Here is a 23219-nt window from a genome sequence, read left to right on the forward strand (position 1 = left end):
CGAAGTGGGGTGAGGTCCGTGCTGGATGCGGTGGACGCGGCCATCGTGCAGGAGCTGCAGAACGACGCTCGGCTGCCGAACAAGGATCTGGCCGCCAGGGTCAACCTGGCGCCCTCGACCTGTCTGGTCCGGCACCGGGCGCTGCGCGAGCGCGGGGTGCTCACCGGGTACCGGGCCGAGGTGGACCTGGCCGCGCTGGGCAGGCCGGTGCAGGCGATGATCGCGGTGCGGGTGCGCCCGCACACCAGGGCGATCGTGCAGCCGTTCATCGACTTCGCGCTGGCCCTGCCGGAGACGGTGTCGCTGGCGCACGTGGCCGGTCCCGACGACTTCCTGGTGCACGTGGCGGTGGCCGACACCACGCACCTGCAGCGGCTGGTGCTGGACTCCTTCACCACCCGCAAGGAGGTCGCGCAGCTGCAGACGCACCTGGTCTTCGAGCACGTGCGCAAGGGCGCGGTGCCCCCGGCCGAGGGTGTGCTGGGTGGCTGAGCGGGGCTGATCCGGTGAGTTCCCGGGGTTTTGCGGGTGCGGGCGCGGCGCGCAGGATACCGTCCACGCCGTGTCCGCACCACAAGATCCGGCCACGCCGGACCCCGCGCAGTACTACCCGGCCGCCCCGCAGGCCTATGACTCGGGCAAGTTCCCGGCCCAGCCCGGCTATCCGGCCCAGCCTGGCTATCCGGCCGAGTACGGCTACCAGGGACAGCAGGGCTACCAGCAACAGCAGAGCTACCAGGGTTACCAGGGCTACCCCGGCTACCAGCAGCCGTACCCGGCGCAGCGCAAGACCAACGGTCTGTCCATCGCCGCGCTGGTCTGCGGGATCATCCCGTTCTTCGTGCTGCCGCTGCTCGGGATCATCTTCGGCGCGATCGCGCTGAACCAGATCAAGCGCACCGGTGACGAGGGCCGCGGCATGGCGCTGGCCGGGCTGATCGTCGGCTGCGTGTGGGTGGGGCTGTTCCTGCTGGTGTTCCTGATCCCGCTGCTGTTCCTCGGTTCGGCGCCGTTCCTCGTGCGGTGAGCCGGATCCGGTTTGCCTCAACGGCCGGAACTGGTGGAAAGTTCCGGCCGTGACAGATCAGCCGCAGCCGGAGCAGCAGGGCCAGCCTGTTCAGCCCTCTCCGGCGCAGTTCTACCCGTCGGCGCCGCCGCCTCCGCCAGAGGCGCCGCCCGGCTACCCGGGTTACCCGAACCCCGGTTATCCGCAGCCGCCCAAGCCCGCCAACACCAACGGCTTCGCCATCGCCGCCCTGGTGCTGGGCATCCTGCCGATCATCCTGACCAACATCCTGGCGGTGATCTTCGGGATCATCTCGCTGCGCCAGATCAAGCAGCGCGGGGACAATGGCAAGGGGCTGGCCATCGCCGGTCTGGTGGTGGGCAGCGCGTGGCTGCTGCTGCTGACCTTCGCGGTCGTGGTCGCGATCAACACCAGGGCGGTGCGGGACGAGGCCGGGCAGGTCACCGAGCCGGGGCGGCTGACCGTGCTCAACCTGAAGGTGGGCGACTGCTTCGACGGGATCAAGGAGAGCAAGTCGATCTCCTCGGTCACCGCCCAGCCCTGCGGGTCCCCGCACGAGGCCGAGGTGATGGACCGCTGGGACATGGCGGGCGGTTCGACGTATCCGGGCGAGGCGACCATCACCGACGACATCGCGGCCGAGTGCGATGAGCGGATGACCACGATGCTGCCGGAGGCCGAGCTGGCCAAGGTGGAGATCTTCTACTTCTACCCGACCGCCTCCTCCTGGCGTACTGGCGACCGGACCGCGGTGTGCGTGGTGGCGGGGGCCAACAAGACCAAGCTGACGCAGAAGATGCCGCGCCGCTAAGGGATTCCGGCCAGGCGCAGACCGGCGGCGGTGCCGGCGGCGAGCAGCACGACCACCACGAAGGGCAGCTTCCGCCACGCGGCCAGGGCCCCGACCAGCACACCGGCTGGTCGGGCCCAGCCGGCGAAGACCTGCCCGTCCAGCACGGCCTGGGTGAGCACCAGCGCGGACAGCAGCGCGACCGCGGCCATGGCCAGTCCGCGTTGCAGCCGCTCGGAGATCTCCAGGCGGTCGCGCAGGAACGGGCCCGCGGCGCGCAGGGCGTAGGTGCCGCCGGCCAGCAGCAGCACGGTGGTCAGGGTCATGCGGTTCTCCGCTTCCACTTCGGCACGGGCAGGACGGCGGCCAGGCCGAGCAGGCCCAGCAGCACCGGCAGGCCGGGTGGCAGGAACGGCGCGGTGCCCACCGCGATCACGCCGCCCAGCAACGCCACCCGGCGCGGGATCTTCTCCGAGAGCTGCGGCAGGATCAGCGCGAGCATGCCCGCCGGGAACACCGCGTCCAGGCCGAAGTCCTTCGGATCGCCCACCGCGGCGCCGATCAGCGCGCCGAGCAGGGTGCCGGTGTTCCAGGTGAGGAAGGCGGCCAGGCTGGAGGCCCAGTACACCGCGCGCGCCCGTTCGGGGTCGCGCTGGGCCAGCGCGAAGGCCACCGACTGGTCGATCATCAGGTAGCTGCCGAGCAGGCGGGTGGGCCAGCGCCGCCCGAACACCCCGCCCACGGCCAGGCCGAAGGGCAGCAGCCGGGCGTTGACCAGCAGCCCGGCCAGCACCGTGGCCACCGGGCCCGCGCCCGCGGCGGCCACGCCGACCGCGGTGAACTGGGCGCCGCCGGCGAAGACCAGCACGGACATGGCCACCGTGAGCCACACGGACAGTCCGGAGGTCACCGCGACCGCCCCGAAGGACATCCCCATCACGCCGCCGGTCAGGGCGGCGGCACTCACATCGCGGATCAACGCGGAATCGAGTGTTCGCCATATCGAACGCATCGACGCCTATACTGAACACACTAAGGTGCGTTCGTCAACGCGAATATCACGACCGCTGGAGCGAACACGATGGCCGACCCCCGCGCCGGCGGCGCCCCGCTGGCCACCATCGCCGCCAACCTGCGCCGGGAACGCGACCGCACCGGGCTGACCCTCACCGAGCTGGCCAAACGCGCCGGGATCGCCAAGTCCACGCTGTCCCAGCTGGAGTCGGCCAGCGGCAACCCGAGCGTGGAGACGCTGTGGGCGCTGGGCGTGGCCCTGGGGGTGCCGTTCTCCCGCCTGGTCGAGCCGCAGCGGGTGCCGGTGCGGGTGATCCGGGCCGGTGAGGGGCCTGGCGTGGCCTCGGAGCAGGCGGCGTTCGTGGGCACGCTGCTCTCGGCCTGCCCGCCGGGGGCGCGACGGGACATCTACGTGATCACCATGGAACCGGGGCAGGCGCGGCTGGCCGACCCGCACATCCCGGGTTCGATCGAGCACGCGGTGGTCAGCACCGGGCGGCTGCGCTGCGGGCCCGCGGAGGCCGCGGTGGAGCTGGACCCCGGCGACTACGCGGCCTTTCCCGGCGACGCCCCGCACGTCTACGAGGCTTTGGCCCCGGGCACGGCGTTCGTGCTGGTCATGGAACACGTGTGACCGCCCGCCCGCCCCCGGTGCGCGGGGACGGGCGGCCGGCGTGCGGGGACTACCAGCCTCGGGTGGCCAGGCGCTGGGAGTCGGGCAGCTCGGAGATGTTGATGCCGACCATGGCCTCGCCCAGGCCGCGGGAGACCTTGGCGATGACGTCGGGGTCGTCGTGGAAGGTGGTGGCCTTGACGATGGCCTCGGCGCGCTTGGCCGGGTCGCCGGACTTGAAGATGCCGGAGCCGACGAAGACGCCCTCGGCGCCCAGCTGCATCATCATCGCCGCGTCCGCCGGGGTGGCGATGCCGCCGGCGGTGAACAGCACCACCGGCAGCTTGCCCAGCTGGGCGATCTCCTTGACCAGCTCATACGGCGCGCGCAGCTCCTTGGCCGCGACGAAGAGCTCCGGCTCGTCGAGCAGGGTCAGCCGCTTGATGTCGGCGCGGATCTGGCGCATGTGCCGGGTCGCCTCGACCACGTTGCCGGTGCCGGCCTCGCCCTTGGAGCGGATCATGGCCGCGCCCTCGCTGATGCGGCGCAGCGCCTCGCCCAGGTTGGTCGCACCACAGACGAAGGGCACGGTGAAGTCCCACTTGTCGATGTGGTGGGCCTCGTCGGCCGGGGTCAGCACCTCGGACTCGTCGATGTAGTCCACGCCGATGGCCTGCAGCACCTGGGCCTCGGCGAAGTGGCCGATCCGGGCCTTGGCCATCACCGGGATGGACACCGCGGCGATGATGCCGTCGATCATGTCGGGGTCGCTCATCCGGGCCACGCCGCCCTGCACCCGGATGTCGGCGGGGACCCGCTCCAGGGCCATCACCGCGACGGCGCCGGCGTCCTCGGCGATCTTGGCCTGCTCCGGGGTGACCACGTCCATGATCACACCGCCCTTGAGCATCTCGGCCATACCGCGCTTGACCCGCGCGGTGCCGACGGCCTGGATGTCACTGGAGGTCACTGGTGTCCTGCCCAACTGTGCGCTGAAGTGGGAAAACCCACTCCGGTGGATGACTTGGACCCTCATGCTACGACCGGACGCGGCCCCCTGAAGTGGCCAATTCCGCGCGATCTGAGCAGGCCAGTTACCCGCGTCACGCTGGTGGGTCTCAGGGGCGGCCGAAACGCCACCTGGTCATGCTCTCCCCGTTCTGGGCCCAGCCGAAGACCACCCTGGGCCGCACCAGGTAGGCGGGCCCGCCCTGCCCGCCCTCCCCGGCCAGGCGGCCGTCGGCCAGGTGCAGCGCCCAGCGGTACTTGCGGTGCAGCTCCTCGGCCAGCCGGGACAGGTCGGCCTGGGCGCTGAGCACGGTGGCCTCCCCCTCGGCGATGACCACCTCGTCGCCGCTTTCCAGGTGCACGGTGATCTCCCGGCTGACCGCCAGGTTGCGCACCGCGGCCGATCCGGTGACGAAGCAGAACCCCGCGGGCAGCCACACCCCCCACACCGGACGGGTGTGCGGGCGGCGGGCGGCGCTGCTGGTGGCGATCCAGTAGTTGCGGGCGTCTTCCAGGCGGTAGCGGGCCCAGTCCCAGTCCAGCAGGTGCGCGCCGGTGGCGGGCACGCCGCCGCGGCTGGGCCGTGAGGTGCGCGGGCGGGGCAGCGGGGTCAGCAGCTCACTCATCACCGCCAATTAGTACTCCCGGATGGTGCGACGGCCCGGGGGTGGACGCCACCAGGTCATCGGGTGTGAGATCGGACACATCCAACGCGCGGCCGGAGCAGGCCGGCCGCGTTCGGGAGGTGGAGCTCCGATGGGCAGCAAGCACGCTGACAACGGCCACGCCGGCGGCCAGGTCGCTGTAGCCGACCCCACCAAGGTGCGCAACGTCGTGCTGGTCGGGCCTTCCGGCTCCGGGAAGACCACGCTCACCGAGGCGCTGCTGGCCGCGGCGGGGGTGATCAACCGCACCGGCTCGGTGACCGAGGGGACCACGGTGTGCGACCACGATCCGGCCGCGGTGCGCCAGCAGCGCTCGGTCGGGCTGTCGGTGGCCCCGTTCATGCACGGCGAGGTCAAGGTCAACCTGATCGACACCCCCGGGTACGCCGACTTCGTGGGCGAGCTGCGCGCCGGGCTGCGCGCCGCCGACGCCGCGCTGTTCGTGGTGTGCGCCGCGGAGGGGGTGGACGCGACCACGGTCGCGCTGTGGCAGGAGTGCGCCGCGGTGGGCATGCCGCGCGCGGTGGTCATCGCCCGCTGCGACCACCAGCGCGCCGACATCGACGCCGAGACCGCGGCCTGCCGGGAGGCCTTCGGCGACGGGGTGCTGCCGCTGTACCTGCCGATTCGCGAGGGTGGGTCACTGACCGGGCTGGTCGGGCTGATCACCGGCAGCCCGCCCGAGTCGATGGCCGAGGAGTTCGCGCTGGCCAGGGACATCCTGATCGAGGGGATCATCGCCGAGAGCGAGGACGAGACCCTGATGGAGCGCTACCTGGAGGGCGAGGACCTGGACCAGGGGGTGCTGATCGCGGACCTGGAGACCGCGGTGGCGCGCGGCTCCTTCCACCCGGTTATCCCGGTGTGCTCGACCACCGGTCTCGGCGTGCCCGAGCTGCTGGAGATGCTCACCCGCGCCTTCCCCTCCCCCGCCGAGCACGAGCCGCCCGAGGTCACCGGCACCGACGGCATCCCCCGCCCCCGCCTGGCCGCCGACCCGGACGGGCCGCTGGTCGCGGAGGTGGTGCGCACCGCGGTGGACTCCTACGTGGGCCGGGTGTCGCTGGTGCGGGTGTTCTCCGGCACGCTGCGCCCGGAACGGCCGGTGCACATCTCCGGGCACGGCATGGCCGAGCGCGGCCACGAGGACCACGACACCGACGAGCGGGTCGCGCACGTCTACTCCCCACTGGGCGCGACCCTGCGCGAGGTGCCCTACTGCGTGGCCGGTGACGTGTGCGCGCTGACCAAGCTGACCTCCGCCGAGACCGGGGACACCGTGTCCGCGCCGGAGGACCCGCTGCTGGTGCGGCCGTGGGACATGCCGGAGCCGCTGCTGCCGATCGCGGTGCTGGCCCGCACCCGCAGCGATGAGGACGTGCTGGCCCGCAACCTGGCCAAGCTGGCCGCCAGCGACCCGACGCTGCGGCTGGAGCGCAACGCCGAGACCCACCAGCTGGTGCTGTGGTGCATGGGCGAGGCGCACGCCGACGTGGTGCTGCAGCGGCTGCGCGCCGGAGGCGCCGAGGTCGACACCGAGCCGGTGCGGGTGCCGCTGCGGGAGACCTTCGCCAAGGCGGGCCAGGGCCACGGGCGGCACGTGAAGCAGTCCGGCGGGCACGGCCAGTACGCGGTGTGCGACCTGGTGGTCGAACCGCTGCCGCGCGGCGCGGGCCTGGAGTTCGTGGACAAGGTGGTCGGCGGCGCGGTGCCGCACCAGTTCATCCCGAGCGTGGAGAAGGGCGTGCGCGCCCAGATGGCCAAGGGCCTGCAGTCCGGCTATCCGGTGGTGGACATCAGGGTCAGCCTCATCGACGGCAAGGCGCACAGCGTGGACTCCAGCGACGCCGCCTTCCAGACCGCGGCCTCCCTGGCCATGAAGGAGGCGGCCGCCGCGGCCGGGATCGCCATGCTGGAACCGGTGGACGAGGTCGCGGTGCTGCTGCCCGATGACCACCTGGGCACCGTGCTGGGCGACCTGTCCGGCCGCCGCGGCCGGGTGCTGGGCACCGAGGCCGCGGGCGCGGGCCGGACCATGATCCGCGCCGAGGTGCCGTGCGTGGAGCTGTTGCGCTACGCCATCGACCTGCGTTCGCTGACCTCCGGCACCGCGACCTTCACCCGCCGCTTCGCCCGCTACGACCCGCTGCCGGAGGCGATCGCGGCCAAGCTCTGAACAACGCTTCGTGCCCGGGTGTGGCCACGCTGGGTAGCGTCGGGTCATGGGGGTCGCGGAGTACGCGGGTGAGACGGTGCGCTGGCGCGGCAGGCCGGGGCGGATCCGGCAGCGCCGGCCTTCGCCTGGGTTTTCGGCGGTGCGCCGATCGCGGCCGGGTTCGTGCTGTCCGCGCACCGGGCGTACTGGCTGCGCCGCCCGCCCAGGACCGGTGGCGCCGCACTCGGTCGAACAGCCGGAGCGGGTGTGCGCGCTGATCACCGAGGCCTGGGAGCGGGCGGTCCGGCCGGGACCAGGCGTGGCGCGGTGAGCGCGGACCGGTAGACCTCCGCCAGTTGCCCGGCGACCACGGCCCAGTCGTAGCGGCGGGCCCGGAGCCGGCCGGCCGCTGACAGCTCCGCCCGGCGCGCCGGGTCGGCCAGCAGGGCGGCGAGTTTCCCTGCCAGGGCAACGTGATCGCCGACCGGGAAGGTCTCCCCCGCGCCGCCCAGCACCCGGCGGAAGGCGGCCAGGTCGCTGGCGAGCACGGGTGCGCCGGCGGCCATGGCCTCGGTGAGGACCATGCCGAAGCTCTCGCCGCCGAGGTTGGGCGCGCAGTAGAGGTCCACGCCGCGCAGCAGCCGCGCCTTGGTCTGCTCGTCGACCTGGCCGAGCAGGGTGAGGCGGGCGGACAGCTCCGGGCCGGCGGCGCGGCGGAGTGCGGCGGCCTCGCCCGCGCCGGCGATGACCAGGTTCAGGCCGGGGTGGCTGGGCAGCAGGGCGCGGGCGGCGGCGAGCAGGACCGGGAGTCCTTTGCGGGGTTCGCCGAAGCGGCCGAGGAAGCCGATCGCGGGAGTGGGCAGCGGGAGTGGGCTGGCGTGGGCGAACAGGGCGGTGTTGACGCCGTTGGGGATCTCGGTCATGCCGGGGGTGGCGCGGGCGGCCTCGGACACCGCGATCCGGGTGGTGATCTTGCGCAACAACGGTCTCAGCAGCGGTTCGAGGGGGGTGCGGGTGATCGGGGAGCTGGTGTGGAAGGTGGCCACCACCGGGCGGTCGGTGACGGCCAGTGCGAGCAGGGACAGGCTGGGGGCGGCCGGTTCGTGCAGGTGCAGCAGGTCTGGGTCGTGGCGGCGCAGCCAGTGCCGGACGCGGCGCAACGCGCTGGGACCGAAGGCCAGGCGGGCCACCGAGCCGTTGTAGGGGATGCCGAGCGCGCCACCGGCGGGGGTGACGTAGTCGGGCAGGTCGGTGCGGCGGGACGGGGCGAGCACGTGGGCCTGGTGGCCGCGGTGGCGGAGCTCGCGGGCCAGGTCGAGCACGTGGGTCTGCACGCCGCCGGGCACGTCGAAGGAGTACGGGCAGACCAGGCCGATCCTCACCTCGGGGCCGTCCACACCGGGTGCGGCATGTGCCAGTCGGCGGGGTGCGCGGCCAGGTCGGTGGCGAAAGCGTCGGCGAGAAGCTGGGTGGTCCGGGCGATATCGGTGACCGGTAGCGCGGGGTGGAAGCGCAGGCCCCAGCCGCCGTCGGTGAACCAGGTGGCGGCCGGGACGAGCGCGGCCCCGGTGGCCACGGCCAGGTGCGCGGGACCCGAGGGCAACCGGGCTGGTTCGCCGAAGAGGGTGACCGGGACGCTCGCCCCGGTGACCACCCGGTCGGCGAGCAGGCAGACGATCCCGTTGGCGCGCAAGCGTTTCAGCAACGTCCGGCCGGGCGGGGCGCTGCCGGACAGCGGCAGGATCTCGAAGCCGAGGGACTCGCGGTAGGCCAGGAAACGGCGGTACAGCGACTCCGGGCGCAGGCGTTCGGCGACGGTGGTGAACCGGCCGGCGTGCGCGCATAGCCAGATCCCGGCCACGTCCCAGTTCCCGCTGTGCGTCAGCGCGAGGAGCACGCCGCGACCGGCGGCGCGGGCGGCGTCCAGGTGCTCGACCCCGGTGACGTGCACCCGGCGGCGCAGCGCGGCCGGGTCCTGGGCCGGTAGCCGGAAGGTCTCGGCCCAGTAGCGGGCGTAGGAGCGCAGGGCCGCGCGCACCGTGTCGTCGAGGCGGTCCGGGGTGACCAGGCGGGCCAGGTTGCGGCGCAGCCCTGTGCCGGTGGCGCGGTGTTCGGCGCGCAGCGCGATCGCGGTGAACAGGCGCAGGGCCAGGGGTTCGGGCAGGGCGCGGGTGAGCAGCCAGCCCGCCGCGTACCCGGTGTCGATCAGCCGGTCGCGGACAGCGGTCACTGGGCCGCCTTGGCGCTGCGGTACACCGCGTGCAGCCGCTGGCCGACGGTGAGCACGGACAGCGCGGCGAGCAGCCACAGCGCGATGTCCAGCGCGTAGGGCACGTCCAGCCCGGTCAGCCCGGTGCCGACCAGGGCCAGGATGAGCCGTTCGGCCCGCTCCACCAGACCCCCGTCGGCGGAGAGGCCAGTGGCTTCGGCGCGGGCTTTGACGTAGGAGATGACCTGCGCGGTGACCAGGCACAGCAGCGCCGCCGCGCCGAGGGCCCGGTCCTGGGCCTCGACGAAGGCCCACCAGGCGATGGCGGCGAACAGCGCGCCGTCGGCGATCCGGTCGCAGCTGGCGTCCAGGACCGCGCCGAAGCGGGTGCCGTTGCCCTGGGCGCGGGCCATCGCGCCGTCGATGAGGTCGAACAGGGTGAACAGGGTGACCACCACGGTGCCCAGCAGCAGTTCGCCGCGGGGCAGGAACCACAGCGCGGAGAGCACGGTGCCGGTGGTGCCCAGCACGGTGATCGCGTTGGGGGTCAGCCCGCGGCGCAGCAGCCAGGACCCGACCGGATCGGTGACGCGCGCGACCGACGCGCGGGCGAAGATGTTCAGCATCGGCTGTTCGGCATCGACTTTCCGGTGACCGGCGTGGGCAAAGGACCTGGTGACGCCAGCCTAACCCGCGCCTGGCCCGGCCACCGGGGTGGCTCAGCCGACCTCGTGCCAGGCCCCGGCGAGCAGTTCGCGGGTCTCGCCGAGCAGCTGCGGCAGGACCTTGGTGTGCGCGACCACGGGCATGAAGTTGGCGTCCCCGCCCCAGCGCGGCACCACGTGCTGGTGCAGATGCGCGGCGATACCGGCCCCGGCCACGGTGCCCTGGTTCATGCCGATGTTGAACCCGTGCGGGGCGGCGGCGTGCCGGATGGCCCGCATGGCGCGCTGGGTGAACTCGGCGAACTCGACCGTCTCGGCCGGGTCCAGGTCGGTGTAGTCCGGGATGTGCCGGTAGGGCAGCACCATCAGGTGACCGGGGTTGTACGGGTACAGGTTGAGCACCGCGAACACCAGCTCGCCGCGGGCGATGACCAGGCCGTTGGGGTCGTCGAGGGCGGTGACCTGGCAGAAGGGGCAGCCGGTCGGCTCGGCGTCGGCCGGTTTGCCCTCGCCGCGGATGTAGGCCATCCGGTGCGGGGTCCACAACCGCTGCAACGGGTCGGGAATCCCGATGCCCTCCTGCGCGTCCAGCTCCGGCTCACCCATGAATCGATCCTAGGGCCTGCGTGTGGGGCCTCGTCCGGGAGAGTCGTGATCGAGGTGGTCCCTGGCGGTGCGGCCGGACCGCCCTCATACAGGGCGTATTCGGGTGGTCCGGCCGTGCCGCCAGGGGCCGCCTCGGCGCGGCTATCGCGGGCGAGGCCCCGCACGCAGGCCCTATCACGTAGAGGGCAGCACGGTGACCGTGCCCTGGCCGCCGTCCACGCGTACCCGGTCGCCGGTGCGCAGCCGGGTGGTGGCGTCGCCGCAGCCGACCACGGCGGGGATGCCGAGCTCGCGGGCCACGATCGCGGCGTGCGAGAGCGGGGCGCCGACGTCGGTGACCACGGCGGCGGCGCGCGGGAACAGCGGGGTCCAGCCGACGTTGGTCACCGTGGTCACCAGGATCTCGCCGGGCCGCAGTCGCTCGCCGTCTTCGACCTCGCGCAGGATCCGGACCACGCCCTCCACCACGCCTGCGACGCCGCCGAAGCCGCGGATGAGGCCCTCGGCCGCGGGGCCGGTGGTGGTGTCGCGGGCGTCGTAGCGGTCGATGCGCCGGTTGGGGTCAGCGGTCCAGGTCTCCGGGTCGAAGTGGCCGCGGATGACGGTCGGGTAGGGCGGCAGGGTGCGGTAGCGCTGGTAGGCGGCGCGGCGGGCCGGGACCGGGGCGAGGGGTCCGGTGTCGCCGCGCAGCACCCGCACGGTGTCGGCCACGGGCAGGAAGAACAGGTCCTCGCCGTGTCCGGTCAGCTCGCCCGCGCGCAGCAGGAAGGCGCGGAAGACCCAGAAGGCGCGGACGAACTCCGAGCGGGCCAGTTCGCGGCGGCGGGCTGTCTTGGCCGCCTTGTCCAGCTTCGGGGCCAGCTTGGCGGCCTGGCGGGGGTGGCGGGTGCGCAGCCGGTGCCAGGCGGCCTGCCGGGTCTGGGCCTGGCGGGCGAGCAGGGTGGAGGGGTCCTGTTCGCCGGTGCCGAGGGTGGCCAGCTGCCGGTCGATCCAGGCCGGGTCCTCGGCGGGGCGCGGGCTGGAGACCTCGAACTCGTCGGGGCCGCGGTGGCCCCAGGTGTCGGCGAAGGTGTCCCGGTCGATCCGGCCGGCGCGCAGCTCGGCCAGGCCGAGCACCGGGCCGAGGCTGGCCAGCTCGCCGCCCGCGCCGTGCGCGCCGCTGAGCAGCGCGGTCGCCTCGGCCGGTTCGACCAGGCGGGCCAGCCGGGCGCGCACCCGGGACTGGTCCACGCCGACGGTGCGGGCGGCGGCGGAGAGCAGCCGGGCGTCGGCGAGCAGCCCGGCCAGCTCGCTGTCCCACAGCGCGGCGAGGTCGGCGACGGTGCCGGTGGCGGCGATCCGGGCGCGCAGGTCGCGGCAGCGCTGCCTGCCGGTGGCCAGCAGCTCGGGCAGGCGTTTCCGGAGCTCGCGTTCGGCGCGCAGCTCGGTGCGGCCGGTGCGCAGCGCCAGCCGGATCAGCTTCAGCCGGGACTCCGGCAGGCGCGGCGGGTCGTCGTCGATGCGGCCCAGGAGGTGTTCGTTGGCGCGGCGGGCGAAGCGGCCCGCGCCCACCGCGTCGGCCATGCCCAGGCTGAGGCTGAGGTTGAGGTAGAAGCGGCCGCCGATGTTGCCCGCCATCGGGTGCCCGCCGATCGAGGTCAGCGACACCGCCTGGGCCAGGGACCAGGTGGCCGGGGTCATCACGCTGGGCACCGCCTCGCCCAGGTTGGCGCTGGTCCACAGGTAGTCCCCGCGCAGCGAGTCGTTCCAGGTCTCCGGCGTGACGGTGGTGATGGGGCGGGCTTGCAGGATGGCGAAGCGGCCGTCGTGCCAGGCCCACTCGATGTCGGTGGGGCGGCGGTAGAGCTGGTGGATCCGCCTGCCCAGCGCGGCCAGCTCCCTGGCCTGCTCGTCGGTGAGCACGGGCAGCCAGCGCAGGTCGGTGGGCACCGGCTCGTCCCTGGTGCCGCCGGGGACCCGCACCGTGCGCACGGTCTTGTCCGCGACCTGCCGCTGCACCCTGTCGCCGCGCAGCACATAGCTGTCCGGGGTGACCTGGCCGCCGACCACCGACTCGCCGAGCCCCCAGGCCGCGTTGATCAGGATCTCCTCGGCCGCGCCGGTGAGCGGGTTGGCGGTGAACAGCACCCCGGCCGACTCCGCGGGCACCAGCTCCTGGACCACCACCGCGAGGGCGTGCTCGCCGGTGACGCCGTGCCGGGCCCGGTAGCCGATGGCGCGGGCGGTCCACAGCGAGGCCCAGCAGCGGCGCACCGCGTCCAGGAGGGCTTCCTCACCGGTGACGTTGAGGAAGGAGTCCTGCTGCCCGGCGAAGGACAGGCCGGGCAGGTCCTCCGCGGTGGCCGAGGAGCGCACCGCCACCGCGGGGCTGCCCAGCTCGGCGTAGGCGGTCAGGATCGCCGAGGCGGTCGCGGCGGGGAACGCGGCCCGCTCGAAGGCCTCGGCGATGGCCGCCGAGGCCTCCTCCGGCTCGGCGCGCAGGGCGGCCCGGATCGTCTCCTCCAGGCCGCCCGCGACGAAGCCGCGATAGGCCGCCGTGCTGACGTGGAAGCCCGGCGGCACCGGCACGCCCGCTCTGACCAGCGTGGCCAGTGACTCGCCCTTGCCGCCGACCGTGTGCAGGTCAGCCTGCTCCGCCCCCAGCGGCAGCACCACCCCAACGCTCATACCCATATGTTGCCAGGCAACACATGGGCGCGGGGCGAAACCGCCTACTGCGGCAGCAGCGGGCTGACCGTCTCGGCGGTGGGGCTGCCGTTCTCCCGCCGGTCGACCCAGGTGGCGATCAGCTCGACCGCGGTGTCCACCGGCACCCCGTTGATCTGGGTGCCGTCCCGGAACCGGAAGGACACCGCGCCCGCTTCCACGTCCTTGGCCCCGGCCAGTAGCAGGAACGGCACCTTCTGCGTGGTGTGGTTGCGGATCTTCTTCTGCATGCGGTCGTCACCGGCGTCGATCTCGACCCGGATCGCCTTGGCGCGCAACGCCTTCTTCACCTGCATCAGGTGCTCGACGTGCTCGTCGGCGATCGGGATGCCGACCACCTGCACCGGGGCCAGCCAGGCCGGGAACGCGCCGCCGTAGTGCTCGGTGAGCACCCCGAAGAAGCGTTCGATGCTGCCGAAGAGCGCGCGGTGGATCATCACCGGCCGCTGCCGGGAGCCGTCGCCGGCGGTGTACTCCAGCTCGAAGCGCTCCGGCAGGTTGAAGTCGACCTGGATGGTGGACATCTGCCAGGTGCGGCCCAGCGCGTCCTTGGCCTGCACCGAGATCTTCGGCCCGTAGAAGGCCGCGCCGCCGGGGTCGGGCACCAGTTCCAGGCCGGAGTCCTCGGCGGCGACCCGCAGCGCCTCGGTGGCCTGTGCCCACACCTCGTCGGAGCCGACGTACTTCTCCTCGTTGCGGGTGGACAGCTCCAGGTAGAAGTCGTCGAGGCCGTAGTCGCGGAGCAGGCCGAGCACGAAGCCCAGCAACGACTTCAGCTCCTCCTGCACCTGCTCCGGGGTGCAGAAGATGTGCGCGTCGTCCTGCGTCATGCCGCGCACCCTGGTCAGGCCGTGCACCACGCCGGACTTCTCGTAGCGGTAGACCGAGCCGAACTCGAACATGCGCAGCGGCAGCTCGCGGTAGGAGCGGCCCCGGGACCGGAAGATCAGGTCGTGGAAGGGGCAGTTCATCGGCTTGAGGTAGTAGTCCTGGCCGGGCTTGCGGAGCTTGCCCTGCTCGTCGTACTCGGCGTCCAGGTGCATCGCCGGGTACATGCCGTCGCGGTACCAGTCCAGGTGGCCGGAGGTCTCGAACAGCCCGCCCTTGGTGATGTGCGGGCTGTAGACGAACTCGTAGCCCTCCTCCTCGTGGCGGCGCCGCGAGTAGTCCTCCATCGCCTTGCGGATCACGCCGCCGCGCGGGTGGAACACGGCCAGGCCGGAGCCGATCTCGTCGGGGAAGCTGAACAGGTCCAGCTCCACGCCGAGCTTGCGGTGGTCGCGGCGCTCGGCCTCGGCCAGCAGCTCCAGGTAGGCGTCCTGGGCCTCCTGGGTCTCCCACGCGGTGCCGTAGATCCGCTGCAGCTGCGGGTTCTTCTCGCTGCCGCGCCAGTAGGCCGCGGCCGAGCGCATCAGCTTGAACGCCGGGATGTACTTGGTGGTGGGCACGTGCGGGCCGCGGCACAGGTCGGCCCAGACCTTGTCGCCGCTGCGCGGGTCGAGGTTGTCGTAGATGGTCAGCTCGCCGCCGCCGACCTCCATCACCTCGCTGGTGTCCACATCGGACTTGATGTCCACCAGCTCCAGCTTGTACGGCTCGCCCGCCAGCTCGGCCTTGGCCTCCTCCTGGGAGCCGAAGACCCGGCGGGAGAACCGCTGCGCGCCCTTGATGATCTGCTTCATGCGCTTCTCCAGCGCGGCCAGGTCATCGGGGGTGAACGGGCGGGCGACGTCGAAGTCGTAGTAGAAGCCGTCCTTGACCGGCGGGCCGATGCCCAGCTTGGCCTCGGGGAAGAGCTCCTGCACCGCCTGGGCGAGCACGTGCGCGGCGGAGTGCCGGATCACGCTGCGCCCGTCGGCGGAGTCGGCGGTGACCGGCTCGACCTCGGTGTCGGCGGCCGGGGCCCAGGACAGGTCGCGCAGGTTGCCCTCGGGGTCGCGCACCACGATGACGGCCTGCGGCCCCTTGTTCGGCGCCTCCAGCTCGCGCAGCGCCGCGCCTGCGGTAGTCCCGGCTGGCACCGTCACACGCGAGGCGAGCACGGCGGGCGCGGGACTCAACTGGGACACGACGGACTCCTAGGACATCGAGACGACTGCGGGCGCGGGCGCCCGAGGAGCCCCGATGCTATCCGCCGTCCCCCGCCACGGATGTGCCGGGCATATCCTGGCAGGCATGCCGAAGATCGTCGGCGCCTCGCTGGCCGAGCACCGGGAGCAGACCCGGGAGCGGATCTTCGCCGCGCTGTCCCGGCTGGCCGGCGAACGCGGCTACGACGCGCTCACCCTGGCCGAGGTGGCCGCGGCCGCCGAGGTGGGCCGCACCGCGATGTACAACTACTTCCCGGACAAGGAGTCGCTGCTGCTCGCCTTCGCCGAGCACGAGACCGGCGGCTACCTGCGCGAGCTGACCGCGGCGCTGGCCGAGCTGGACAACCCGGTGGACAAGCTGGCCACCTACGTCCGGCTGCACATCCGGGTCTTCGCCACCCGGCACATGCCGCCCAGCTCCGCGCTGCGGCCGCTGCTGTCGGAGCAGGGGCGCAGCCGGGTGCTGGACCACGTGACCGAGCTGGAGGCCACGCTGCGCCGGGTGCTGGCCGCCGGGATGGCCAAGGGCTACCTGCCGGAGGCGGACCTGGACGCGCTGGTGCCGCTGGTCACCGCGTGTGTCAGCGGGCGCAGCCTGGCCGGGCTGGCGGAGTCCGCGCTGGCCGAGGCGACCGAGCAGACGGTGGCGTTCGTGCTGCGCGGGGTGGGCGCGCGGCTGGGCCCCGGCGGGAAGCCGCGCAAGCTCCCCCGCCGCTAGCTCAGCTCTCCTGGACCGGGCGGTAGACGCTGACCTGCGCGCCGGTGGCGGCGGCGACCGTGGACACCAGCTCCAGGGCTCGCTTGCCGCCGTCGGCCGGGAAGATCGACTTGCCGCCGCCGAGCAGCACCGGCATGTGCACCAGCCGCAGCTCGTCCACCAGGCCCTCGGCCAGCAGCGCGCGCACCAGGCTCGGGCTGCCCATGACCACCAGGTCGCCGCCCTCGGCCGCACGCAGCGCACGCACCCTGTCCACCAGGTCATCGGCCGGGATCAGGGTGGTGTTCCAGGTCAGGTCCGCCTCGGTGAGGGTGCCGGAGACGACGTGCTTGGGCAGCGTGTTCATCCGGTCGGCGAAGGGGTCGCCCGCCCGCTCCGGCCAGGCCCCGGCCATGACCTGCCAGGTGCGGCGGCCGAAGAGCAGGCCGTCGGCGGTGCGCAGCGCCTCGTCGAAGAAGCCGCCGACCACCTCCGGGTCGAAGAACGGGTGCGACCAGCCGCCGTGGGCGAAGCCGCCGTCGGTGTCCTCCTGCGGGCCGCCGGGGGCCTGCACGACGCCGTCCAGGCTGATGAACTCGCTGACCACGATGCGCATGGGGTGCTCCTGCCGTCTTCGTTGTGGTTACGCCAGGACAGACCGCCGGTCCAGCGGAAACTCATCGACTCACCCGAAGTGACCTGGAGCACACCCACTCGCGCCCTTGTCAACTTAGGTAAGCCTAACCTAGCCTGAAAGGGCACGGCAGGGTTCTGACACCTCGTCAGGATATTCTGACAACCTGTCGTGAAACCCTTGACCCCCCGGCCGCCCGGCCAGCACACTCGAAGCCGGGCCAGGAGGAGGCTGATCATGTCCGAAGTCGTTGAGCCACCGCGGTTTTCCGCCGAGCTGCGGGCGCGCACCCGCGGCGACCACGCGGAGGCGCAGCACTCCCCGTACGTGGCGGCGATGCTGGGCGGCAAGCTCAGCCGCGCCGGGTACGCCGAGATGGTGGCGCAGCAGTACTTCGCCTACTCGGTGCTGGAGGAGGCCGCGCAGGTCATGCGCGCCGACCCCATCGGGCGGCGGTTCGTGCTGCCCGAGCTGAGCCGGGTGCCCGCGCTGGCCGAGGACCTGGCCTACCTGCTCGGCCTGGACTGGCGGGAGCGGGTCACGCCGAGCCCGGCCACCCTGCGCTACCTGGCCCGGATGCGCCAGGTGTGCTTCGACTGGCCGGGCGGGTTCATCGCGCACCACTACACCCGGTACCTGGGCGATCTTTCCGGTGGCCAGATCATCCAGCGCTGCGTGGTCCGCGCCTACGAGCTGCCCGGCGACCGAGGCGCCTCGGCCTACAGCTTCCCGTTGATCAAGAACGTGAAGCGGTTCAAGGACGGCTACCGGGAGATGCTCGACCTGCTGCCCTTCGACCCGGCCGAGCAGCGCAGGGTGATCGAGGAGGCGGTCGTGGCCTACCGGCACAACATCGAGGTCTTCGACGACCTGGGCCGCGACCTGCCCGCCTACCTGGTCGCGTAGTTTTGACCCGTTCGGACCACAAGGATCACCGGTCTGCGTCAGACTGTGGTGGCTTTCCCGCCCCCCACATTTTCCGCAGGAGTACCCGGTGACCTACCCGCCCCAGCAGCCAGGCCCCTACGGCCAGCCCGACCCCCACGGCCAGCAGCCGGGTCAGCAGGGCTGGGGCCAGCCGCAGCAGCCCGGCGGCTACCCGCAGACCGGCGGCCAGCCGCAGCCGGGCTACCCGCAGACCGGCGGCCAGCCCGGCTTCGGCCAGCAGCCGCCGCCCGGCTACGGCCAGCCCGACCCGCAGCAGCAGGGCTGGGGCCAGCAGCCCGGCCAGCCCGGCCAGCCGCAGGGCGGTTTCGGCCAGGACCCGTACCAGCAGAACCCGCAGTTCGGCGGCTACCAGCAGCAGGGCGGCTTCGGCGCGCCGCCGCCCAGCGGCCCGAACAAGGGCCTGATCGCCGGCATCGCGGTCGCGGCCGTGGTGGTCGTGGTCGGCGGGATCATCGGCGGCATCTACGCCTTCTCCGGCGACGACCCGACCCCGTCCAACACGGTGGCCGCGCCGCCCAGCGACGCCGCCGTCACCGCCACCTCCCGGCCGAGGCTGACCACCGGGTCGGTGCGGCCGAGCGCGGGCGGCAGCGTGGCGCCCACCGGCGGCAGCGGCGGGGACACCGGCGGCGGCGACTCCGGCCCGGAGGCGGCCGCGGCCCGCACGGTGGTCACCGGCTTCGCCGGGGCATGGCAGAACGATCTCCGCTCCGGCGGCAAGACCCCCGTGTCCGAGTACGCGCCCTTCACCTGCGCGGCGATGGTGGAGAAGCTGAACAAGAACAAGGCGGAGGGCAAGGTGGTCAAGCACGTCCCGGACGCCACGGTCACCGTGGCCAAGGTGACGGCCATGGCGACCACCGGGATGGCCATGATCGACATCACCTCCGCGGGCCAGCCCACCGGGAAGCAGTCGCTGTCGCTGGTCAAGGAGGACTCGAACTGGAAGGTCTGCGCGTGACCCACCGCGCGCAGGGCTGAGGTCGTGCTGGACCTCCGCCGCCTGCGCATGCTGCGCGCGCTGGCCGACCACGGCACGGTGACGGCGGCCGCGGACGCGTTGTACGTGACGCCGTCCGCGGTCTCCCAGCACCTGGCCGCGCTGGAGACCGAGGTCGGCCAGCCACTGCTGGAACGCCGGGGCAGGCGGGTCCAGCTGACCGCGGCGGGCAAGCTGTTGCTCAGCCACACCAACACGATCCTGGCCGAGCTGGAACGCGCCGAGGCGGCGCTGGCCGCGCACGCCAGCGGCCGCACCGGCGAGATCGTGGTGGCCGCCTTCGCCAGCGCGATCGGGCTGCTGGTCGCGCCGACCATCGCCGCGCTGCGCGAGCGCGCGCCGGGGGTGGCGGTGCGGGTGCGTGACGCCGAGGGCCACGAGAGCCTGCCGATGCTGATGGACGGCGAGGTCGACCTGGCGGTGGCGGTGGAGTACCGGGGCGCGCCGCGCGAGGACGACGAGCGGGTGGCCAGGGTCGCCCTCTACGCCGAGCCCTTCGACGCGGTGCTGCCCGCCGCGCACCCGCTGGCCCGCGCCGCGGAGATCCCCCTGGCCGAGCTGGCCGGACAGGACTGGATCAGCCCCTCCCCCGGCAACCCGGTCTACGACGTGGTGCGGCTGGCCTGCGAGCACGCCGGGATCACGCCGCGGATCACGCACTACTCCGCCGACTTCCGGGCCACCGCCGCACTCGCCGGGGCGGGCGCCGGGGTCGCGCTGGTGCCGCGCACGGCGCTGTACGGGGTGCGCCTGGCCGGCGCGGTGACCCGGCCGCTGGCCGCACCGGCCCCGGTGCGGCGGGTCTTCGCCGCGATCCGCCGCGGCAGCGAGCACCGGCCACTGGTGGCCGACACCCTGGCCGAGTTGCGCCGCACCGCCGAGGGACTCGGCTAAATCAAGATCGACTACTCTGGGGCGACCGTCCACGGTGGACGGTCAGCTCGGAGGAAAACCCATGCCACGCCGCCTGTTCGCCCTCATCCCCGTCGCCCTGCTGGCGCTGCACCCCGGAGTCGCGGCCGCCGACCCGTCCGGTCCGCCTGCGATGGAGTGCAAGGCCTCCTGGTACGGGGTGGAAGGCCAACCCGATCGGATGACCGCCTACGGGGAGAAGTTCGACCGGCTGGCCATGACCACCGGCGCGCGGGACTGGGGGCACAACACGCTGCTGCGGGTCACCTGGACCGGGTCGGAGAAGTCGGTTGAGGTGCGGGTCAACGACTTCAGCCCGAACGCGGAAGCGCACCCGGACCGCTGCGTCAACCTGACCTGGGCCGCCTTCGGCGTGCTGGCCCCGCAGTCGGCCGGGGTGCTGGCGGTGCGGGTCGAACGGCTCAACTGACTCGCGGCCGCCCCGCTGCTGGGTAGGGTCGGGGCAGGGGGTGGTGACCACGGACACCGCGGAGCGGCTGCGGCGGATGCCGGGCGTGCGCGCCACGCGCAGGCCGGTGACACCCGGTGGCGCGGCCCGGTTCGACCTGCACCACGTCCGGCTGAGTCCACCCCCGGCCGCCCCCGCCCCGATCCTGGTCCTGCCCGGCGGTCCCGGCCTGGCCTCGGTGCTGCCGTACGCACGGCTGCGCGCCGAGGCCGCGGCCAGGGGCCTGGACGTGCTGATGGTGGAACACCGCGGCATCGGCCTGTCCCGCACCGACGACCGCGGCCGCGACCTGCCGCCCGAGGCGCTGACCATCACCCAGGTGGTGGACGACCTGGCCGCCGTGCTGGATGACCACGGCCTGGACCGGGTGGTCGTCTACGGCTGCTCCTACGGCACCTATCTGGCGCAGGGCCTCGGTGTCCGGCATCCGGACCGGGTGGCGGGCATGGTGCTGGACTCGCCGATGCTCACCGCCCACGACAGCCGGGTCCAGCGCGCCGAGCTGCGCCGCCGGTACCTCGACGCCCGGGGGCTCCGCGAGCTCGTCGAGGCGGGCACGGTCACGGCCGAGGAGACCGGCGCGGTGATCCAGCTGGTGCACGAGTACGGCGGCCCGGCCCAGGTGCGCCGCCTGCTGGACCGCCTGGCCGCCGGCCGCGGCCAGGCGCTGTGGCGGTGGCTGCACGGCTTGGGCGGCAAGGAGGTCACCGAGAACACGCCGTACTTCATGGAGTTCGACCTGGCCGGTGTGCTGGCCTTCCGCGAGCTCGGCTACGCCCCGGCCCCGGACGGCCTCCCCTTGGACGTCAACCTGTCCTTTGCCCAGCGCGCCAAGGCTTTTCCCGCTTTTTCCGGCGAGCCCTTCGACCTGCCGGCCGAGCTGCCCGGCTTCAGCTGGCCGGTCGCGGTGCTCTCCGGCGAGCGCGACATCCGCACCCCGAGGGTGATCGCCGCCCAGATCGCCGACCTGGCCCCGGGCGGAGTCCTGGTGCCGCTCAACGGAATCGGCCACAGCGCCCTGGACTCCCACCCCCTGGCCGCGCTCACCGCCACCGCCGCCGTCGCCGCGGGCGCCCACCGGGGCCTGCCCGCACTGGCCGCCCGCCTGTCCGCGCTCCCCCGCCCCGCCCGCGGCCGCACGGTCGAGCTGCTCCTGCGCGCCCGCCTGTCCCTGCCCTGGTGACCACCCGCCGCAGGGCCGCCCGTGCCGGGTAATTGGGTGGCGCGCACCGCCCCGCCCGGCGAACATCACCGCTCGTGTCCGAACCCACCACCAGCTGGCGCGCCCGCATCGCCGCACTGCGCATGGACTTCTCACCGCTGCGCGTGTCGAGGGACTACCGCTATCTGACGTTCTCGGGCGCGATCACCATGTTCGGCAGCTACGTCACCTTCGTCGCGGTCCCCATCCAGATGAAGGAGCTGACCGGCTCCCCGGCCGCGGTGGGCCTGGTCGCCCTCGCGCAGTTCGTCCCGATGATCCTGTGCGGCCTCTACGGCGGCGCCCTTGCCGACGCGCTGGACCGCCGCAAGATGGTGGTGTGGTGCGAGGCCGGCCTGATGGTGTGCACCGGCGTCCTGCTGCTCAACGCGATGCTGCCCAACCCGCAGCCCTGGGTGCTGTACCTGGTCGCCGCGGGCGTGGCCTCCCTCGACGCCCTGCAACGCCCCAGCCTGGACGGCCTGGTGCCGCGCTACCTGCCGCATTCGATGATGGCCTCGGCCGGCGCGCTGAACTCGCTGCGCTGGAACTTCGGCGCGATCGCCGGCCCGGCCTTCGGCGGGTTGCTGGTCCAGTTCGCCGGTTTCCAGTGGGCCTACTTCCTGGACCTGCTCACCTTCTCGCTGTCCCTGCTGCTGCTCCTGCGCATGCGCCCCGCCCCGCCGGCGGAGAAGGCGGAGGCCGCGGGCCTGCGCAGCATCGTCACCGGCATCCGCTACGCCGCCACCCGCCCCGACCTCGCGGGCACCTACCTGGTCGACATCGTCGCGATGGCGATGGCCATGCCCCAGGCCCTGTTCCCGTTCCTGGCCGACCGCCTGCAAGCCCCCTGGGCGCTGGGCCTGATGTACTCCGCCGGCGCGGTCGGCGCCCTGCTCGCCGCCCTCACCTCCGGCTGGACCCAGCGAGTCCACCGGCACGGCCTGGCCGTGATCATCGCCGCCGCGGGCTGGGGCGCCGCCATGGCCGTGGCCGGCCTGACCACCAGCCTGTGGCTGGTCCTGCTCTGCCTGGCCCTGGCAGGCGTCGCCGACATGATCAGCGGCCTGTTCCGCGCGGTGATCTGGAACCAGTCCATCCCCGACGAGCTCCGCGGCCGCCTGGCCGGCATCGAGCTCCTGTCGTACTCCGCGGGCCCCATGCTCGGCAACGCCCGAGCCGGCCTGATGGCCCAGTGGACCGGCGTCCCCACCGCCATCATCAGCGGCGGCCTGGCCTGCACCGCCGCGGTCACCGCCCTGGCCGCCGCCCTGCCCGCCTTCCGCCGCTACGACGCCCGCACCGACGAACACGTCCTCCGCGAAGCCGCCCGCCGCCAAGCCACCACCACCGCCGAAACCGCAACCAGCCCCGCGCCCGCAACCAGCCCGGCGCCCGCGACCAGCCCCGAGACCGCGACCAATCCTGCGACCGCGCCCAGCCCCACGAATGGCTCCAGCGCCGAGACCGCGACCAGCTCCGCAAACGGCACCAGCGCCGAGGCCGCCATCAGCCCTGGAACCGCGACGAGCCCCGGGACCGCCGCCAGCGCCGGGACGGCTCCGCGCACCGAGTCCACGCGCAGCCCGGACGCCACGACAGCCGCCGAGAAACCAGCCACCTCGGCGGCGGAGAATTCACGCCCCGCGAGCTGACCCGCCGCGATCACGCGACCCCGGCAGCCGCGGCCGAGCTTCGGCCAGCCGGGGCGCTGCGCGCGGGCGCTCGCTCCCCCCGCCAACGCCGCCCACTCACCGCCGCCCACTCGCCCTGGCCCAAGCGCAGCCCACTCGCCCAGGCTCCCAGGCGC

General features: G+C 73.3%; 23 protein-coding genes. 12 read left to right on the top strand and 11 right to left on the bottom strand.

All coding sequences use genetic code 11. The features are described 5' to 3' along the window. Positions 1 to 18 precede the first annotated feature (18 nt). From ACWDY5_RS08245 to ACWDY5_RS08255, 3 genes are all read left to right on the top strand, one after another. The gene (locus ACWDY5_RS08245; RefSeq protein WP_449721568.1) at positions 19 to 492 is read left to right on the top strand and encodes an Lrp/AsnC family transcriptional regulator; all 474 of its coding nucleotides are present in this window, start codon (positions 19 to 21) and stop codon (positions 490 to 492) included. Positions 493 to 562: 70 nt separating this feature from the next. After that, entirely contained in the window at positions 563 to 1027 is a 465-nt protein-coding gene (locus ACWDY5_RS08250; RefSeq protein ID WP_449721569.1) for a DUF4190 domain-containing protein, read from the top strand. A 49-nt stretch (positions 1028 to 1076) separates the two neighbouring features. Next, the gene (locus ACWDY5_RS08255; protein WP_449721570.1) at positions 1077 to 1838 is read left to right on the top strand and encodes a DUF4190 domain-containing protein; all 762 of its coding nucleotides are present in this window, start codon (positions 1077 to 1079) and stop codon (positions 1836 to 1838) included. Here ACWDY5_RS08255 and ACWDY5_RS08260 read toward each other — a convergent pair. Both ACWDY5_RS08260 and ACWDY5_RS08265 read right to left on the bottom strand, forming a co-directional pair. After that, on the bottom strand, positions 1835 to 2143 hold the full coding sequence (locus tag ACWDY5_RS08260) for an AzlD domain-containing protein (RefSeq protein WP_449721571.1): 309 nt from the start codon (positions 2141 to 2143) through the stop codon (positions 1835 to 1837). The two genes, ACWDY5_RS08255 and ACWDY5_RS08260, sit on opposite strands and share 4 nt — an antisense overlap. Next, the gene (locus tag ACWDY5_RS08265) at positions 2140 to 2784 is read right to left on the bottom strand and encodes an AzlC family ABC transporter permease (protein WP_449721572.1); all 645 of its coding nucleotides are present in this window, start codon (positions 2782 to 2784) and stop codon (positions 2140 to 2142) included. The genes ACWDY5_RS08260 and ACWDY5_RS08265 overlap by 4 nt, the downstream gene beginning before the upstream one ends. Before the next feature lie 114 nt (positions 2785 to 2898). Between ACWDY5_RS08265 and ACWDY5_RS08270 the strand changes: the two genes are divergently transcribed. Then, entirely contained in the window at positions 2899 to 3465 is a 567-nt protein-coding gene (locus ACWDY5_RS08270; RefSeq protein ID WP_283660188.1) for a helix-turn-helix domain-containing protein, read from the top strand. Positions 3466 to 3514: 49 nt separating this feature from the next. On the opposite strand, the gene pdxS is transcribed toward ACWDY5_RS08270, so the two are convergent. Continuing rightward, positions 3515 to 4414 carry a pyridoxal 5'-phosphate synthase lyase subunit PdxS gene (pdxS, locus tag ACWDY5_RS08275; protein ID WP_449721573.1) on the bottom strand — a complete coding sequence of 300 codons (900 nt, stop codon included), beginning with the start codon at positions 4412 to 4414 and terminating at the stop codon, positions 3515 to 3517. Between the two features lie 148 nt (positions 4415 to 4562). Further along, positions 4563 to 5078 (bottom strand): hypothetical protein, encoded by a 516-nt coding sequence (locus ACWDY5_RS08280; RefSeq protein WP_449721574.1) that lies wholly within the window; start codon positions 5076 to 5078, stop codon positions 4563 to 4565. 130 nt (positions 5079 to 5208) lie between these two features. On the opposite strand from ACWDY5_RS08280, the gene ACWDY5_RS08285 reads away from it, so the two are divergent. Continuing rightward, on the top strand, positions 5209 to 7293 hold the full coding sequence (locus ACWDY5_RS08285; RefSeq protein WP_449721575.1) for an elongation factor G-like protein EF-G2: 2085 nt from the start codon (positions 5209 to 5211) through the stop codon (positions 7291 to 7293). A 257-nt stretch (positions 7294 to 7550) separates the two neighbouring features. Here ACWDY5_RS08285 and ACWDY5_RS08290 read toward each other — a convergent pair whose 3' ends face one another. The 6 genes from ACWDY5_RS08290 to thrS all read right to left on the bottom strand — a co-directional run bounded on the left by ACWDY5_RS08290 (position 7551) and on the right by thrS (position 15485). After that, positions 7551 to 8654 (bottom strand): glycosyltransferase family 4 protein, encoded by a 1104-nt coding sequence (locus tag ACWDY5_RS08290; protein WP_449721576.1) that lies wholly within the window; start codon positions 8652 to 8654, stop codon positions 7551 to 7553. Beyond that, entirely contained in the window at positions 8651 to 9502 is an 852-nt protein-coding gene (locus tag ACWDY5_RS08295) for a phosphatidylinositol mannoside acyltransferase (protein ID WP_449721577.1), read from the bottom strand. Before ACWDY5_RS08295 ends, ACWDY5_RS08290 begins: the two co-directional genes overlap by 4 nt. Beyond that, positions 9499 to 10107 carry a phosphatidylinositol phosphate synthase gene (gene pgsA / locus ACWDY5_RS08300; RefSeq protein ID WP_449721578.1) on the bottom strand — a complete coding sequence of 203 codons (609 nt, stop codon included), beginning with the start codon at positions 10105 to 10107 and terminating at the stop codon, positions 9499 to 9501. Before pgsA ends, ACWDY5_RS08295 begins: the two co-directional genes overlap by 4 nt. A gap of 93 nt (positions 10108 to 10200) precedes the next feature. Then, on the bottom strand, positions 10201 to 10752 hold the full coding sequence (locus tag ACWDY5_RS08305; RefSeq protein WP_449721579.1) for an HIT family protein: 552 nt from the start codon (positions 10750 to 10752) through the stop codon (positions 10201 to 10203). A 174-nt stretch (positions 10753 to 10926) separates the two neighbouring features. Beyond that, positions 10927 to 13419 carry a PEP/pyruvate-binding domain-containing protein gene (locus tag ACWDY5_RS08310; protein ID WP_449721580.1) on the bottom strand — a complete coding sequence of 831 codons (2493 nt, stop codon included), beginning with the start codon at positions 13417 to 13419 and terminating at the stop codon, positions 10927 to 10929. A 44-nt stretch (positions 13420 to 13463) separates the two neighbouring features. Beyond that, positions 13464 to 15485 (bottom strand): threonine--tRNA ligase, encoded by a 2022-nt coding sequence (thrS, locus tag ACWDY5_RS08315; protein WP_449721712.1) that lies wholly within the window; start codon positions 15483 to 15485, stop codon positions 13464 to 13466. Positions 15486 to 15633: 148 nt separating this feature from the next. Here thrS and ACWDY5_RS08320 point away from each other — a divergent pair, with 148 nt between their 5' ends. Beyond that, positions 15634 to 16266, top strand: coding sequence for a TetR/AcrR family transcriptional regulator (locus ACWDY5_RS08320; protein ID WP_449721581.1), 633 nt, complete (start codon positions 15634 to 15636; stop codon positions 16264 to 16266). 1 nt (position 16267) lies between these two features. Here ACWDY5_RS08320 and ACWDY5_RS08325 read toward each other — a convergent pair whose 3' ends face one another. Continuing rightward, positions 16268 to 16861, bottom strand: a complete 594-nt coding sequence (locus ACWDY5_RS08325; protein ID WP_449721582.1) for a dihydrofolate reductase family protein — start codon at positions 16859 to 16861, stop codon at positions 16268 to 16270. A 255-nt stretch (positions 16862 to 17116) separates the two neighbouring features. On the opposite strand from ACWDY5_RS08325, the gene ACWDY5_RS08330 reads away from it, so the two are divergent. From ACWDY5_RS08330 to ACWDY5_RS08355, 6 genes are all read left to right on the top strand, one after another. Continuing rightward, positions 17117 to 17785 carry a biliverdin-producing heme oxygenase gene (locus ACWDY5_RS08330; protein WP_449721583.1) on the top strand — a complete coding sequence of 223 codons (669 nt, stop codon included), beginning with the start codon at positions 17117 to 17119 and terminating at the stop codon, positions 17783 to 17785. Between the two features lie 88 nt (positions 17786 to 17873). After that, complete coding sequence (locus ACWDY5_RS08335) at positions 17874 to 18788, top strand: hypothetical protein (RefSeq protein WP_449721584.1); 915 nt, start codon at positions 17874 to 17876, stop codon at positions 18786 to 18788. Positions 18789 to 18812: 24 nt separating this feature from the next. Continuing rightward, positions 18813 to 19721 (top strand): LysR family transcriptional regulator, encoded by a 909-nt coding sequence (locus ACWDY5_RS08340; protein WP_449721585.1) that lies wholly within the window; start codon positions 18813 to 18815, stop codon positions 19719 to 19721. Positions 19722 to 19782: 61 nt separating this feature from the next. Beyond that, complete coding sequence (locus tag ACWDY5_RS08345) at positions 19783 to 20169, top strand: RlpA-like double-psi beta-barrel domain-containing protein (RefSeq protein WP_449721586.1); 387 nt, start codon at positions 19783 to 19785, stop codon at positions 20167 to 20169. 43 nt (positions 20170 to 20212) lie between these two features. Further along, on the top strand, positions 20213 to 21391 hold the full coding sequence (locus ACWDY5_RS08350; RefSeq protein WP_449721587.1) for an alpha/beta hydrolase: 1179 nt from the start codon (positions 20213 to 20215) through the stop codon (positions 21389 to 21391). A gap of 74 nt (positions 21392 to 21465) precedes the next feature. Continuing rightward, a complete protein-coding gene (locus tag ACWDY5_RS08355; protein ID WP_449721588.1) occupies positions 21466 to 23064 on the top strand; it encodes an MFS transporter in 1599 nt (532 codons plus the stop codon). Positions 23065 to 23219: the final 155 nt, after the last annotated feature.

The organism is Crossiella sp. NPDC003009 (genome assembly GCF_053591555.1).